The following is a 16,419-nucleotide window of genomic DNA, read 5'->3' as shown; positions in this document are numbered from 1 at the left end:
CCGGAATCAACATTCTCCCTTAGAAACGATATGTGATTGTGCAATAATCTGTCTTTTGTGAGGTTAGCTTTTGAGAGCCATCTCGCCGCAAACCCGCATGAATACTGGATTTTTGCCTGTTTGCTTTCCCTTTCCCCAATAACCTGTGTTTAACGATTTCTACGCACGGGATATTTCAAAGAAAATCCGCAGCACCATGACCACAAAGGCAAGAGCGGGCATCTATCACAGCACCGTGCCGCCGTTCGGCTACCGGAAATCGCCGGAGGACAGCCACAAGCTGATACCGGATGCGGAAACAGCGCCGATTGTACGGCGTATGTATGAGCTTGCCGTGCAGGGCAAAGGCTACAAGGCAATCGGTAACGTGCTGAAAAGGGAGCGCATACCGATACCGGCATACTGGCACCACATCAGGGGCGAACGGACGTGGGCGGGTTTTCAGGGCGAGGGGCATATCTCCAACTATATGTGGAACGAAACCACGATAAAATGGATACTCTCGCACGAGGTGTACATCGGGAGCCTTGTGGCGCAGAAACAGTCAAAGCTGTTCAAGGTCGGCAAGAACTATGTGAAGCCCAAAGACGAGTGGGTGGTGGTAAAGGATATTTTTGAGCCGATTGTTGACCTGGAACTGTGGGAGCGTGTGCAGGAAGTCAACGGGAAGCGCAGGCGGATGTGCAAGGCAAAAAGGGAGCCGAGTATCTTTTCCGGCATCGCCTACTGCCCCGACTGCGGCAGGCGCATTTCATTCTTCCCTGAACGGACAAGCAAAAACAATCCTGAAAAGACGTATTTTGGCTCATGCCAGAACTACAAGGCGAACGGGCCGGACGGATGCACTCCACACCGCATCAAGGAGCAGGACTTGTACGATATTGTCCTCAAAGACATCAGGGAATGGGCAGCAATGGCGCTTGCGGACGAGCAGGCAGTCCTTGGCAGGGTTATGGAACAACAGCAGTTAAACAGTACCGTCGATTACGGCTTGATTGAGGGGAAGAAGCGAACCATAGGGAAAAGGCTTGAGGAGATTGATAAAGTCATAAGCAGGCTGTATGAGGATTACGCACTCGGCAGGCTTGCGGGGACAAGCATAGACAATCTCATGCCAAAGTACCAGAGGGAGCAGGAAGAACTGGGGAAACAGCTTTCCGCATTGCAGGAGCAGTCGGCAGAGCATGACAGCACAGAGCAGAATGCGGAAAAGTGGATAAGCCTGATCCGGCAGTACAGTGACCTGAAGGAATTAAATTCTTGTATCATCGATGAACTTATCACGAAGATTTTAGTGGGCGACAAACGCCGGGTAAATGGTGAGAAAGTTCAGTCTATCGAAATCCATTACCGTTTCATCGGAAATCTGACCGACAGCGGGAATGGGGAAACAATTCAATAAAAAATCCAGTTAAAAACAATTTAGCTGTAAAAACCGTCTTTAACGGTAATTTACAGATGAGAACAGAGTGTATGCCTTAGAGAATCAGTTTTTACGCCGTCGCATAACTTTCTTCACCACTTTTATAATAAACACAATCAGTAATACAATCAGAACCAACGCCAGGAGCACCATGCTCAAGATAATAAAAGTAAATTTATTGGGATTTTTTATCAGATCACCGATGGCCCTGCTGTCCTCCACAATTTTACGTCCCTGCGTGCCTGCATAATATTTCGGTATATCAGAGATACCATCTCCGTCAGTATCTTCCAGGGAATCCAGGTATCCTGCAACAGCGGCCCATGCCTTTACTTCCCGACCGTCAGCGGTGATGATGGCGTCTTCTATATCTTCGATGGGCGTGCCGTCTGCGAATTTGGGCTGGACAGACAGAATGCCATAGGACACATCCGTCACAGCACCCAGCATCTGGCCGCTGTAGAGATCACATACAATGCGGTAGAGCCTGTCGTCTTCGATTTCAATCCGATTCCCCTCATCGTCTGTCATATAGCAGTCTGTCACCTTGTTCAGAATCAGCCGGCTGGGATTGAAGGAAAAATGAATTCCGCTGAGATAAAGCCGGGCAGAAGGCATGAAATCCGATACGGAAGCATCAATTTCCGCACCGGTTTTCAGCTCTGCACCTGTCAGATAGATACTGATCAGGGGATACCCCGGAATGCCGTCCGCACCGATGCCCAGGGAATAGGCATTAAACACGTCTTCTACTGTGATGTCGCCGGTAGCAAAGGTATCCCGGACACAGCCGGAAGGCACAATGGCCACATCCACGGGATGCCCATCCGAATCGTCGGCATTGTCGACTGCAAAGGCAAATGCATCGGCCAGGATATTTCCCAGATTATGTTCAGTATGAATAGAGTATAAATCATCAGAGGTGGAAAACTTGACAGTATTGCGTGCCAGCACCTGGTCTCTTGTATAGCCGAACTGAGACAGATATGAGGAATCCACTTTTTCCATGAGGCTGTCAATTTTCTCCTGTGCCTCCGCGTCCGGCACAATTGTCTCCGTAATGGGCAGCAGCTCGTAATTGTCAATTACCCAGCGTCCGCCGGAGATCTGTGACATGCTGAGCGCTCCCAGATTGCGGGCATAGGAGCCGCATGATACGATATAAGTACTGCCATACAGGAGAGGCTGTTCCAGTGTGGTGTGAGAATGCCCACTGATGATGAGATCAATCTCCGGCACTGCCTTCGCCAGAAGCTCGTCCTCAGATTTGGCTGCGTCTTCATTGGTACCGCTGTGAGAGACACAGACGATCATGTCCACATCTTCCTTTTCCCGGATTTCTTTTATCGTTTTGGCGGCAGCCTCTTTTATATCCTGGAACTTCAATACGCAGGTGGGAGCACAGGCCAGGGAATCTTCGCCGAAGACACCCAGAACAGCTATTTTTACATTCCCTTTGGTGAGGACAGTGTAATTCTTCATCCCGTAAGCTTCGAAAGCATTTTTTAAAAGCCGCTGGTCCTCCGTGAGGCCTTCCTTTTCCATGGTATCCCAGTCAATATTGCACAGCACCATGGCGGGGACAGGATCGCCGCTTTCTATGGCGGCATTCAGTGCTCCGGCCAGCCCGGAGGAACGATAGTCGAATTCATGATTACCCAGTGTAGTCACATCGCATTCCAGAGCGCCCAGCATTCTCAGCTCCGGTGCGTCTGTATGAAAAATGGTCTGCACCAGTGTTCCCATGGAAAAGTCTCCGGCATCCAGAATCAGGGTATCTGGGTTCTCTTCTTTGGCCCGGGTGATCAGGGTTCGGATATGGGCAAATCCGCCCAGAGTTACGTCCTGTCCGTTTTCTACTGTGAGAAAGCTGTTCAGATGGGAGTGCGTGTCATGAAGAAAGAGCACGTCCACCTGTTTGCCGGTGTACTCCGGAGCCGGGGCGGCAGTGCCGGAAAGCGGCAGGATAAAGACAGCAATAAGGAATGGAAGCAGCAGCTTACAGAATATTTTTTTCATAATTGTCTCCTGTCCGGTAATAGGCTTAAAGATACATTGTTACTGCTATTGTAGACAGATTTCAGAAAAAAAGCAAGGTTATGATGCAATTGCCATATGGTACTGCATTTTCATCAGTTTTACAGGAAAAACGGAAAGTTTTAGAAGCTTTGCGCTCAGGAATTACAAAAATAAAAGGAATTTACGAAATTTTAATGTTTCCTTCCGTGACGTATGCTATAATATGTGATATAGTTCGAGGTAATATAACAGACAGCAATGGAAAGAGACAACAGGTGCATGGAAAGGACTATATAACTTTACATGAGTAATAAAAGCAATAATGAGATGGAACAGATCCAGCAGGGGCTGGAGGCTTTTCTGGAGAAAGAACTTGATATCATCGGCACGACGCAGCACGGGAGACGGAAGGAGCGGCCGGAAGAAGGGCAGAAGCGTGGTAATGTGCAGGGAGACGGTCAGGTTTACAGAAGGCAAATGCAGAGGAATGAAAGGCCGGTCGATGGAAACCAGAGCAGACAGGATGTGTACCGGGATCACGGAAACCGTGAGCCGCGGGAAGCGGACTGGGACTACGGAGACAGAGAGCCGCAGGAAGCGGGCTGGGATTACGGAGACAGCGAGCCGCGGGAAGCGGACTGGGATTACAGAGACAGAGAGCCGCAGGAAGCGGGCTGGGATTACGGAGACAGCGAGCCGCAGGAAGCGGATTGGGATTACGGAAACCGTGAGTCACAGGAAGCGGACTGGGATTACGGAGACAGCGAGCCACAGGATGAAGACTGGGATTGTGAACAACTGATACATCACAGAAAAGGCCATACTCATACTGGTCAAATATCTGGTAGTCATGCCGGCGTCCGCAGAAATCAGGGACAAAATGGAACAGGCAGGAAGAAAAAGCGCCCTGAAGTACAGAGACAGGTTCCCCGGGAGGATGTGCAGATGGCAAAAAAGGTTTCGAAGTCTTCAAAGGCTCAGAAAAAGAAGAAAAAGAAATTCCGGCTGGCAAAGTTCCTGGCTGTTGTGGCTGTTCTGGCAGCCTTGCTGGGCGTTGGACTGTACCAGATAGTGGGTGTGGTATACGGGAAGATGAATTATCGGGAGATTGCTTCTTTCTCAGAGAAGCCCATGCAGGAGGACGGCGTGGTCAATATTCTGCTGATTGGGAATGACTCCCGGGAAAACGGGGCGGACGGGCGTTCCGATGCCATGATTTTGCTGTCTGTCAGCAGCAAGACCAAAACAATTTATCTGACTTCGCTTCTGCGGGATATGTACGTGGAGATTCCCGGACATGATGACAACCGGTTAAATGCGGCGTACTCGTTCGGCGGGGCGGAGCTTTTGATGGAGACGGTGGAGAAGAACTTTGATATACCGGTGAATCGTTACGTGCTGGTAAACTTTGAGGGGTTTGCCAATTTGATAGATACGGTGGGCGGCATTGAGCTGGAGCTGACCAGCGAGGAGATAGAATATGTCAACGGCTATCTGGTGGAATATAATATGCTGACCAATCGGCCGCAGGGAACGGACAATATGGATACCTCAGTGAGCGGACTGGTACACCTGAACGGCCCCCAGGCCCTGGCTTACAGCAGGAACCGCTATCTGGGGACGGACTTTGGGCGGACGGACCGTCAGAGGAAGGTTCTGACGGCTGTAATAAAAAAGGTGCCGTCAGTAATGTTGACAAATGCGGGGGAGCTGATGGACGGACTTCTGCCGAATCTGACCACCAATCTGACACAGTATGAATGCTTCCGGCTGAGTCTGATGGCGGGGAAGCTGCTTACTTACGACATTGTGTCGGACAGTATTCCGCAGCCGGGGACTTACAGTAATGCGACCATCCGTAAAATGGCGGTTCTGGAAGTAGACTTCGATACAAATATCAGGTATCTGAAGGAAAAAATATACGGAGAATAGGAGAAGCGAAAATGGATGTAATTTTATTGGCTTTTGTGGCAGTGATGTGCTTCAGCACAGGTGCAAAAATCCTGAGCAGCGAGGAGAGGAACAAGGTGTTCAATAAACGCCCCATTGAAGTGGTAGATATAAAAATGTACAATAAGTACTGCGGCTATCTGGTGATAGGATTTGGTGTGGCTGCGGAGATTACCTTATTTGTCGGCGCTGTCTTCGGGGGCTGGGTCAGCGGAGTATCCACATTGCTTTTGATCGGGGAAGCTGTACTTGTGGTAATAATCTATGGCAAAATTGAAAAGAAATTATTGAAAAAAAGGTAACAGGAAGTTGAAATATGGGAATAAAGAAGACCGGGTTTTCAGTGTTGCTGTCAGTGATGTTCATGCTGACGGCATGTGGAAACCAGGAGAGCGAGTCCGCATCGGTGATGTGGATTTCTCCCACTGAGCTGAAGGAGACAGAAGAGCCGGACAATGGGGAAATTCCGGTTTCCGCAGATGGAAGTCTTTCTGGAGATATGGGTGATGGAGAGGTATCTGACAGTGCTGCTGAAATGCCGGAAGCTGCAGAAACCGGGCCGGAGGAAGTGAATATCACGATTTCTGCCGCAGGCGATGTGACCATGGGGAATTATCGGGGACAGGGGTATGAGGTTTCCTTTCGACAGACCTATGATCAGGGTGTGGGAGACAGTTATTTTTTCGAAAATGTGGCAGATATTTTCAGTGCGGATGATCTGACTTTGGTGAATCTGGAAGGCCCGCTGACCCGGTCGGAGGATGGAAGGGAAGAGCAGACATACTGCATTTCCGGGGACCCGGAATATGTGAACATATTGACGGCAGGAAGTGTGGAAGCTGTCAGTATGGGAAATAATCACAGGCTTGACTATAAGGAACAGGGCACGGCGGACACGGTGGCGGCTCTGGAAGAAGCCGGAATCCTCTATGCCTATGACGACAAGTACTGCATGTATGAAGTAAAGGGGATACATATCGGCATTGTATCAGTCAATGAAGTGGGACAGGGATACGGGGTGGAAAAATTCCTGGAAGAAGGAATTGCACAGCTGCGGGAAGAGGGTGCGGATCTGGTCTTTACCTGCTGTCACTGGGGAACAGAGAGGGAATACTATCCGGAGGATTATCAGAAAAGCCTGGGCAGAAAGTGTATCGACTGGGGGGCGGACCTGGTAATCGGGCATCATCCCCATGTGCTGCAGGGAATTGAGGAATACCAGGGAAAATATATCGTCTACAGTCTGGGCAATTTTTGCTTCGGGGCCAATCGGAACCCTCCGGATAAGGATTGTATGATTTTTCAGCAGACATTTACCTTCACAGACGGTATAAAGCAGGAAGACAGGGAGATCAAAGTCATTCCATGTTCTGTCAGTTCTGTGTCCAGTCGGAATGATTACAAGCCGACTCCGGCCGAGGGCGGCGAGGCGCAGCGGATTCTGGACAGAATCAATGAATTCAGCCGGGATTTTGGTGTGGAATTTGACAGCGAGGGATTGCTTGTAAAATGAATGCGGCGGGAAGCCGAATTTATGCTTTGGCAGACAAGGTCGGAGCAGGCGTAATGACAGTCGGAATGTGCGGTCATTCCGATGGATTAAGGAGTACAAAGTGTCCTGTGGTGCCGAAATGTCAGACACGGGGACGTTAAAAAGAAAAGGAGAGAACGACATGACAAAGAAAAAAATGGAAAAGCTGGGAATTGAGACATCCCTTCTGGGATTTGGGTGCATGAGATTCCCGGTGACTGCTGACGGTGAGATAGACGAGCCGGAAGCAGAGCGGATGCTGGACAGAGCGATTGCGGCAGGGGTAAATTACATTGATACTGCATATCCTTATCATGGGGGGAAAAGTGAAACCTTTGTGGGGAAGGCCCTGCGCAAGTATGACAGGAGTTCCTTTTATCTGGCCACAAAGCTGCCCTGCTGGAATGTGCAGGTAAAGGAAGACGCAGCGAAACTGTTCCAGGAGCAGCTGGGAAAACTGCAGACAGACTACATAGACTTTTACCTGATGCATGCCATGAACAAAGAAAAATTTCATCAGATGGTAGATTTGGGTGTGGTGGAATATCTGGAAGGCCTGAAGGCAGAGGGCAAGATTAAATATCTGGGATTTTCATTCCATGATAATTATGAAGCTTTTGAGGATATTCTGTGCTTCAGAGACTGGGATTTCTGTCAGATTCAGCTGAATTACATGGATACGGACACTCAGGCAGGGTTAAAGGGTTATAAACTTACCGAAGAGAAAAAGATTCCCCTGGTGATTATGGAGCCGGTCAAGGGCGGCTCTCTGGCCACCTTTGCCGATGATATTACGGAGAAATTCCGGGCGCTGAATCCGGAAGCCTCCATAGCTTCCTATGCCCTGCGCTGGGTGGGAAGTCTGCCCAATGTCAAGGTGATATTGAGCGGTATGTCCACCATGGAACAGGTGGAGGATAATCTGAAGACATTTGCTGATTTTCAGCCGCTTTCGGAGACAGAGAACAAGACCATTGACGAGGTTGTGGCACTGATTAACAGCCGTGTGAAAAACGGATGTACGGGATGCAGCTACTGTATGCCCTGTCCGGCAGGGGTAGATATTCCCGGGAATTTCAGAGCATGGAATACCTATCATATGTACCAGAATTACAATATGATTAAAAACAGCTGGGAAAACGGACTGGGTGACGCAAAACAGGCGAAAAACTGTATCAAATGCGGCAAGTGTGAGAAAGTCTGTCCGCAGAATCTGCATATCAGGGAAGACCTTGTAAAGGTGCAGGAAGACCTGGACAAAAAAGAATTTGTTCTGTAAATTTCTGAAAGGCGGTTTTCTGTATGGAGAAGGCGTTTAAGCTGGACTTTGAGAACGATAAAGTCGGAAGTCTGTATGTAAATTGCTGCGGCTGTTCTCAGACAGAAAGCCTCCACAGTTTTGGCCCGGCTTCCAAACCCCATTATCTGATTCACTATGTACTCAGCGGTAAGGGAATTTTCCGGTTTCACGATAAGGAATACCGGTTGGAGGCGGGCTATGGCTTTCTGATTCAGCCCAATGAGCTTGCTTTTTATCAGGCAGACGAGAAGGAACCATGGAGCTATCTGTGGGTGGGATTCGGCGGCAGCCGTGCAGGAGAATATCTGAATTCCATGGGATTGTCGGGAAGACATCCCATCTTCTCCTGCGAGAGGGATCAGGAGCTTTATTCCATAGTCCGGGATATGATGGAACACAATACTTTCGGTGTGGCCGATGATCTTCGCCGGAATGGACAGCTGGGTGTATTTCTGTCCATTCTGGCCCAGAGCGCCGGGGTGGTGGCAAAGGATGAAGAGGATAAGGGAAACCAGTATGTAAAGAAGGCGGTGTCCTTTATCCAGAGCAATTACTGCAATCCCATCAAGGTGACGGACGTGGCAGATTATGTATGTATCAACAGAAGCTACCTCTATACACTATTCCAGAATTATCTGGGGATGTCCCCCCAACAGTTTCTTACCACGTTCCGCATTACAAAGGCCAGGGAACTGCTTGATTCCACATCTTATCCAATAGAAAGTATTGCTTTGTCATGCGGATACAGAGATGCGCTGGTATTTACGAAGGCCTTCCATGCCATGAAGGGAATGTCTCCTTCTCAGTACCGTAAGCAGAGTCACAGGGAAAGTTCCAGGGAGCAGCTGCAGGAAGTGGAACATCTGATTGCGCAGTTGCTGCAATCTCAGGAGAAAATATAGAGGGCCGGAAACTGTTCCGCAGGAGAAGATTTTGTAAGAACATTTACGGAGATAATATCAGGAGATAATATCATGAGAATTTTACTTTTATTAAGAGGCTCGGCCAGCTGTGGAAAGTCTACCTGGATTGAACAGCATGGCTTGAAACCTTATACATTGTCAGCGGACGATATCCGGTTGTTGTGCCAGAGTCCGGTGATGCTGGCGGACGGTTCGGAAGGTATCAGCCAGAGCAACGACGGCACAGTGTGGAAGACATTGTTCAGTATCCTGGAAATCAGGATGCAGAGAGGTGACTTTACGGTAATCGACGCGACAAATTCCAAGACCAGTGAGATGAACCGGTATAGGGAGATGTGCGAGACATACAGGTATCGAATTTACTGTGTGGATTTCACAGATATTCCCATTGAAGAGGTGAAGAGAAGAAATGCGGGCAGGGAGACTTTTAAGAAGGTGCCGGAAGAGGTCATTGACAATATGTACTCCCGATTCAGAACGCAGAAAATTCCTTCCGGAATCAAAGTGATTCGGCCGGACGAACTGGACACTATCTGGCTGAAATTGTTTGACATGTCCAACTACAGGAAAATACATCATATCGGCGATATTCACGGCTGTAATACTGTTCTCCAGAGATATCTGGAAGACAACGGCGGGCTGAAGGATGATGAGATGTACATTTTTGTGGGAGATTACATTGACAGGGGCGTCGAAAATGCGGAGGTGGTAAAGTTTCTTATCTCCATCATGAACAGGAAAAATGTGCTGATGCTGGAGGGGAACCATGAGCGGTGGCTCTGGCTGTGGGCAAATGACTGTACGGGAAGATCGAAAGAATTTGAACTTATCACAAAGCCTGCACTGGACGCGGCGGGAATCAACAAGAAGGATGTAAGGCAGCTGTACAGGAAATTCGGACAGTGCGCTTATTATAAATACGGTGAAATTATCTATCTGGTTACCCATGCGGGACTGAGTACACTGCCGCAGAACTTATCTCTCGTGGCCACGGAACAGATGATTAAGGGTGTGGGAAATTATGATGATTTCGAAAAGGTAGCGGAGACTTTTTTTGATACGACACCGGACAACTGTTATCAAATTCACGGACACCGGAACACGAAACAGATGCCCACGATGGTGAACGACAGAGTGTTCAACCTTGAGGGACAGGTGGAATACGGAGGCTGTCTTCGCTGTGTACAGGTGGACGAATCGGGAATTCACTGTACTGAACTGGAGAACGAAGTATATAAAACGCCGGAAATGCAGGAAGCGCAGGGCGTTGTGGAGAGTTCCATTGCAGACATTATCATTTCCCTGCGCGGCAATAAATACATACAGGAGAAGAAATTCGGTAATATTTCGTCATTCAATTATACAGATAAGGCATTTTATGACAGAGTCTGGGATGCACAGACTACCAAAGCCAGAGGACTGTACCTTGATACGGCTAAAGGGAAGGTGACGGCCCGGGCGTACGATAAATTCTTCAATGTCAATGAACGCCCGGAGACGAAGTTTGAGATGCTGCAACATAAACTGAAGTTTCCGGTGACTGCATATGTGAAAGAAAACGGTTTCCTGGGGATTGTGAGCTACAATGAATATGAGGATGGCCTGTTCGCAGCCAGCAAGTCCACAATTGACAGCCAATATGCAAGGTACTTTCAGGAGATGCTGCAGAAAAAGGTCACCCCGGAGAACCTCGAGCGGATGAAGGAATACTGTAAGGAAAAGGAGGTATCCTTTGTCTTCGAATGCGTTGATATGGAACATGACCCGCATATCATTGACTATTCTGAGAGCAGATTGTTTCTGCTGGATATTGTCTATAACCAGATGGAATTTGCCAGATATGGGTATGATGATCTGTGTCACACGGCAGGGCTCTTCGGCCTGGAAGCCAAAGAAAGGGCATATGAAATTGCCAACTGGCAGGAGTTTTATGACTGGTATTACGACATTATGGAATCGGATTATGAGTATCACGGACGCAAAATCGAGGGATTTGTCATTGAGGACAGCGGGGGATATATGACAAAGATAAAGCTCTCCTACTATAATTTCTGGAAGTTTATGAGAAGTGTGTCTCATGAGGCAGTCAGAAAAGGCTATATCAGCAAAACTTCCGCACTCACCACACCGCTGGCCAACGAATACTACTCCTGGGTCAGGAAGCTGCATGACAGAGAGGACAGGGATACTTTACCCAGGGATATCTGTACTTTACGGAAAATGTTCTATGCTGAAAAGGGAATCTGACAGGATTTTAAAAAGTCCGGAAAAAAGAACAATGGCGGTTATTTCTCCCGCCATTGTTCTTTATTTGCATCAGACCAGACTACCATATTTCTGCCGAAGCGTTTCGCATCGTAGAGCATGATATCTGCAATTTTCAGATAAGTGTCATACAGATCGCTTTCTTTCGGCACAAGAGTCACACCGCCGACACTGACAGTAACCCATTCGGATACAGCAGGATTGTGAGGCAGATGGAGATCTTCCACTGCCTGCCGTATGGTTTTAAAAAAACGGTAAGCGGATTCCGCATCATTGCCAAGGAGAATGGCAACAAATTCCTCTCCGCCATAGCGGCCGAAAAAATCGGTTGCCCGCTGAAGATGGGAGGAAATAGTCTGTGCTACAGTGGATATTACCTTATCACCGGATGGATGTCCGAAGGTATCATTATAGACCTTGAATTTGTCGATATCGAGCATACAAAGGGAGAAAGGAAGTCCCAGACGGACGGCTTCACGCCACTTGGCACGACTTTCGTCTTCATAATGTCTTCTGTTGGCCACGCCGGTAAGTTCGTCTACCATAGCCTGCTGTCTGAACTGCATCTGATACCGATGCAGCTTGATGTGCGTATTTGCACGAGCCTTTATGATTACCGGACTGAAGGGCTTGGAAATATAGTCAACCGCACCCAGCGTCAGCCCTTTTTCCTCATGCTGTACATCCGAAAGGCTGGTAATCAAAATTACGGGAGTATATTTGGTCTGGACTGTTCCCTGTAGTTTCCGCAGCAGCATGAAACCGTCTATGTCCGGCATGACCACGTCCAGAAAGATCAGAGAATATTCTCCGGACATTGCCTGAAGAAAACCGTCTGCTCCGGTCTGACATACGGTTACGTCGTATTCATCCTGCAATATCAGCTTCAGATATTCGGCCTGTACAAGGCTGTCATCAATTACCAATACTTTTTCCATGTGTTATCCCGCATCCTTTCCCGCACTCTGCGTTTGACTTTCGGTCATATTCTGAGCTACATATACTACTGTTTTGGGAAGATCGCCTGCTCCGGTCTGAGCCAGTACGGCAGTGGCACGCACCCGCATATATTCTTCGGGGCCGGCCCCGGGATTATCCGGAATTGTACGATATTCCACAGTCACATAAGGATTCCACCAGCGCAGATGTTTCAGCCAGTTCTGAATATTCATTACCTGCAGATATTTTTCTCTGTCTTCGCTGTGAATAAAATTATTCGCATATACCTGCAAGGCGGCAGTACAGTTTACTTCGTCGCCGAGAATGTCGCCTATCTTACTGAGCTGGGATACCACACGGAAGGTGTCGTGTTCCAGATCAATATAATATGTGGAGAAAAAGAGGCTGCTCAGACTGCCGATGATATAGGCCCGGTCCTGCATGGCCTGCAGCCTCAGCGCTTCCTGCTGCTTTTTTTCGGTAATATCCTGTCCCAGAAGGTTGACCGTCACAGCTTCTCCCTGACGGATATACACTACATGCTGTTCTATCCAGCGGACAGGCGTGCCTTTCATACGATACTGACATCGCTCTTCGGCATATTCCTTTGTTGCCGTTGCCTTTTCGCGGAGATGCTGCAGGGACAATGTGCGGCGATAATGATCTGTATCCTCCGGATGGATATAATCAGCCAGAGCAAGGGCCACATAGTGATCATAGTCTCCCACCAGTGTATTCTGTATCTGGGGGGCATGGGTCAGATCCAGCCGCTCACACTGACCGCTGTCCAGGTGTACCATACTCATCATACTGTAACGGGCTTTCAGAATAGGAGCCATCTGAAAACTATGGTTATCGGAAATCAGTTCCCGGCGAATGATGTCACTGTCTATTCCGTTGAGAATATTGGAACGACTGCTTTCAACGCCGGACCATGGCATATCATGGACATCCCGGACACAAAAAATTGCCGTCTGATTTTCGCTTGTATAATCAAAAGCCGGTATAATTTCCATCATATGCCACCGGAAACCGTCAGCACATCTGCGCCTGTATATACAGGTCAGCAATTTTTTCCCGGTCAGCAGGGCATTCCGCAGTGCGTTGGGCTCAATGAATTCTGTGAAACGAACCACATCTTCGGAATGAATGGCTCCGTTTTTGACAAGATTCTCCAGCTGTGCGGAAATATGAGCGCCTTCCTTCCCGGTCAGCCATATGTCGGAATCTACTTTCAGAACATCATAGGTATCCTCCTCAAGATCAACCCGCAGAAGCTTGCGGTATGTATAGCTGCCTATACGGGGGGTTACGGTGATCACGAAAGCGGGAATGGTATCTTCCCATAATGTCCTGGTAGCAATAATATCAACTACTCCGCCGAAAAGTGCATTGTAACTGATGGAACGGCTTTCCTGTCTGCTCTTAATGGTCAGAAGAGGACAATTCTTACAGGAGCCACCCCAGACTTCATGACAAACCCTGCTTCTCTGTATATCAGGACATACCTGCTGTACCCGTTTGTTAAAATATAATATGCTGTGATCCTCTTCCTGAATGACATAAACACCTGTTTCAGGCATGGCATTCAGGATTTTTTCATAATCTCTGCTGTTCAAATGCACTCCTCCGGATTTTTATAATTTCAGAGTACTCATGTGGTGTTTAATTTGCTTAAGAGATCTGTTTCAGCCTGCTTTTCTATCTTTGCATACTATAGCATGAAATGGAGGGAGAGTCAACGGAGAATAGGGGTGTATTGTATTTATGGAATAAAAATGGAGTAAAAAAGCTGTGAGTATTGACTATCAAGAACTGATAGTGGTATAATAACGTTATTTCGGCCAGAAGATGTCTGCATGGCCATCAATATCAACGTTGCATGTATTTACAGGAGAGAAAAATGCTTGAGTGCTTTCAAAATTACGCGGAAAAAATAATGAGAAGAAAAAAGTGGTTTCTTCCGGCAATTCTTATTTCTGTTATCCTCTTTTCAATATCAACGTATTACCTTTACAGTGGGATAAATAAACGCTTTATACTTTATTCGCTGCTCAGTCTGGGGACAGGCGTGCTTCTGGTCTGCCCGCGAGTCGAAAACATATATGTGTCTTTTCTGTCAATTATATTATATCTGGTAACAGTGCCTTCCAGAATATTCAGGCGTATGGAGCTTCCTCTCTATGATATGACCGGACTTCTGGAAGGTGCAGAGCTGGTCAATGTGTTAATTATTCTGCTTGTGTACGCAATTTTTTTATTGATATTATAGAGGGTACGTTTTGCACTGGGCGGAGCCAATATCTTTCTCCTGATTCTGTTTCTGATAAATTATTATGTCTGCCAGTTCCGGGGCAGCAGTCTGAGCGCTGTCGATCTTCTGGCGACAAGGACAGCATTAACTGTTCTGGACAGCTACAGACTTACTATGAGCAGTGAGCTGTGGTACAGTATTCTGTGGTTCACCTTTTTCATAATATTGGGTTTTTGGTGTGATATTCCTGTAAAGGGGAAAAAGTATCATATATCGGTGACGATTCTCTCGCTGAGCTGTATTCTGGCCTTTTATACATTTTGGAATAAATCAGACTATTTTAGAAAGCATGACTTGCAGAATATTTACTGGACGGTAAATGCAAATGAACTGCTGAATGGATTTTTGCTGAGCTTTGCTTTCAGTGCACAGGATTTTTCCATGGATAAACCGGGAGATTATTCTGAAGAAAAGCTGATGCAGCTGATTGAGGAGGTGCAGGAAGCATTTCAGCCACAGAGCAGCATGACGACAAGCCTTCCGCATATCATTTGCATTATGAATGAAGCGTGGTCTGACCTGAGAGTACTTGGAAATCTGGAGACATCGGAAGATTTTATGCCGCTTTATGATTCTCTGTCGGAGAAGGCAGTCACAGGATATACTTATGTGGACATATTGGGAGGTTTGACTGCGAATACGGAATTTGAGATGTTGACAGGAGACAGTCTCGCATTTCTGTCACCGACAGCAGTTCCCTATCAGCTGCAGGTAAATCATGAGATGTATTCCGTAGCCCGTGTTCTGAGAGAACAGGGATATTCTACGATGGCCATGCATCCAAGTGTGAATTTCGCATGGAACAGAGATAAGGTATATGATTATTTTGGATTCGAAGAATTTGTGGATATATCTCAGTTTGAGACGGAATTGCAGTATGTAGGCGGATATATCTCGGATGAATGTAATTTCAATGAAATTATTCGACAGTACGAAAACAGGGAGAAAGATAAACCGCTGTTTCTTTTTGATGTAACGATACAGAATCATGGTGGATATGGTGGGAATACGGCAATACTGCTGAATGCTGAGAAGATAGGGAATGTACCCGCCAAAGACATTGGCGATGTATATGATCTGGATACCTATCTGAACCTGATAAAGCTTACAGACGAAGCTTTTGAAATGCTGCTTGCATATTTTGAAAAGGAAGAAGAACCAATGATTATATGTATGTTTGGTGATCACCAGCCGAGATTGGGAGATAATTTCTATGATGCGATGTTCAGAGAAAGCAATCTCTCAGAAGAAGATCGTCAGGCACTCAAATATATTACGCCATATGTTATATGGAACAATTTTGAAGCAGACTTTCCGGTGTATGGAGATATGAGCGCCAACTATCTGGGAGCGGCAGTACTGGAATGTGCAGGGACGGAATTGCCGCCTTATTATCAGTTCCTTCTGGAGCTTCAGAAAAAATATCCCGTAATTTCCAGGGGAAAGATGAATGAAATGAAAGGGAACGAAATGATAAAACAATATCAAATGCTGCAGTATAATCATCTGATGGAAAGGAATTATCTGAAAGAGTTGTTCAGCGTACTACAATAATTAATAACCTGCTTGGACAATTTGTCCTGTTTTTGTCCGAAAAAAATTAAAAAGCCTGTAATCACAGGCTTTTTAAAGTCGGCGCGACAGGATTTGAACCTGCGACCTCGGCGTCCCGAACGCCGCGCTCTACCAAGCTGAGCCACGCGCCGCTGTAAAGATATCTCAGTTGAATCTGATACATGATAACTCAGGGATTCT

11 protein-coding genes and 1 tRNA gene are annotated in these 16,419 nt (G+C 47.2%); 8 read left to right on the top strand and 4 right to left on the bottom strand.

The window, feature by feature from the left end; translation table 11 throughout:
• The first annotated feature begins 196 nt into the window (after window positions 1-196).
• Window positions 197-1,402: a DUF4368 domain-containing protein gene (locus NSB25_RS14230; RefSeq protein WP_103240305.1), complete on the top strand. Its 1,206-nt coding sequence runs from the start codon at window positions 197-199 to the stop codon at window positions 1,400-1,402.
• Window positions 1,403-1,486: 84 nt separating this feature from the next.
• On the opposite strand, the gene NSB25_RS14225 is transcribed toward NSB25_RS14230, so the two are convergent.
• Window positions 1,487-3,442, bottom strand: a complete 1,956-nt coding sequence (locus NSB25_RS14225) for a bifunctional metallophosphatase/5'-nucleotidase (protein WP_103240304.1) — start codon at window positions 3,440-3,442, stop codon at window positions 1,487-1,489.
• A 303-nt stretch (window positions 3,443-3,745) separates the two neighbouring features.
• Between NSB25_RS14225 and NSB25_RS14220 the strand changes: the two genes are divergently transcribed.
• The 6 genes from NSB25_RS14220 to NSB25_RS14195 all read left to right on the top strand — a co-directional run bounded on the left by NSB25_RS14220 (window position 3,746) and on the right by NSB25_RS14195 (window position 11,393).
• Window positions 3,746-5,374 carry an LCP family protein gene (locus tag NSB25_RS14220; protein ID WP_103240302.1) on the top strand — a complete coding sequence of 543 codons (1,629 nt, stop codon included), beginning with the start codon at window positions 3,746-3,748 and terminating at the stop codon, window positions 5,372-5,374.
• 11 nt (window positions 5,375-5,385) lie between these two features.
• A complete protein-coding gene (locus NSB25_RS14215; protein ID WP_103240301.1) occupies window positions 5,386-5,694 on the top strand; it encodes a hypothetical protein in 309 nt (102 codons plus the stop codon).
• Between the two features lie 14 nt (window positions 5,695-5,708).
• Entirely contained in the window at window positions 5,709-6,905 is a 1,197-nt protein-coding gene (locus tag NSB25_RS14210; RefSeq protein WP_103240300.1) for a CapA family protein, read from the top strand.
• Between the two features lie 160 nt (window positions 6,906-7,065).
• The gene (locus NSB25_RS14205; protein ID WP_103240299.1) at window positions 7,066-8,202 is read left to right on the top strand and encodes an aldo/keto reductase; all 1,137 of its coding nucleotides are present in this window, start codon (window positions 7,066-7,068) and stop codon (window positions 8,200-8,202) included.
• 23 nt (window positions 8,203-8,225) lie between these two features.
• Window positions 8,226-9,125, top strand: coding sequence for an AraC family transcriptional regulator (locus NSB25_RS14200; protein WP_103240298.1), 900 nt, complete (start codon window positions 8,226-8,228; stop codon window positions 9,123-9,125).
• A gap of 72 nt (window positions 9,126-9,197) precedes the next feature.
• Window positions 9,198-11,393, top strand: coding sequence for an RNA ligase (locus tag NSB25_RS14195; protein ID WP_103240297.1), 2,196 nt, complete (start codon window positions 9,198-9,200; stop codon window positions 11,391-11,393).
• A 38-nt stretch (window positions 11,394-11,431) separates the two neighbouring features.
• Here the strand turns inward: NSB25_RS14195 and NSB25_RS14190 are convergent, their stop codons facing one another.
• Together NSB25_RS14190 and NSB25_RS14185 are read right to left on the bottom strand one after the other, a co-directional pair.
• Window positions 11,432-12,349: a diguanylate cyclase gene (locus NSB25_RS14190; RefSeq protein WP_103240296.1), complete on the bottom strand. Its 918-nt coding sequence runs from the start codon at window positions 12,347-12,349 to the stop codon at window positions 11,432-11,434.
• Window positions 12,350-12,352: 3 nt separating this feature from the next.
• On the bottom strand, window positions 12,353-13,969 hold the full coding sequence (locus NSB25_RS14185) for a hypothetical protein (protein WP_103240295.1): 1,617 nt from the start codon (window positions 13,967-13,969) through the stop codon (window positions 12,353-12,355).
• Between the two features lie 809 nt (window positions 13,970-14,778).
• On the opposite strand from NSB25_RS14185, the gene NSB25_RS14180 reads away from it, so the two are divergent.
• Window positions 14,779-16,218 carry an LTA synthase family protein gene (locus tag NSB25_RS14180; protein WP_103240293.1) on the top strand — a complete coding sequence of 480 codons (1,440 nt, stop codon included), beginning with the start codon at window positions 14,779-14,781 and terminating at the stop codon, window positions 16,216-16,218.
• 78 nt (window positions 16,219-16,296) lie between these two features.
• Here the strand turns inward: NSB25_RS14180 and NSB25_RS14175 are convergent.
• Window positions 16,297-16,370 (bottom strand) — tRNA-Pro (locus tag NSB25_RS14175).
• Between the last annotated feature and the right edge of the window lie 49 nt (window positions 16,371-16,419).

The organism is Acetatifactor muris (genome assembly GCF_024623325.1).
GTDB lineage: Bacteria > Bacillota > Clostridia > Lachnospirales > Lachnospiraceae > Acetatifactor > Acetatifactor muris.
The sequence above is the reverse complement of the archived record's forward strand: the minus strand, read 5'-3'. Positions and strand labels throughout refer to the sequence as shown.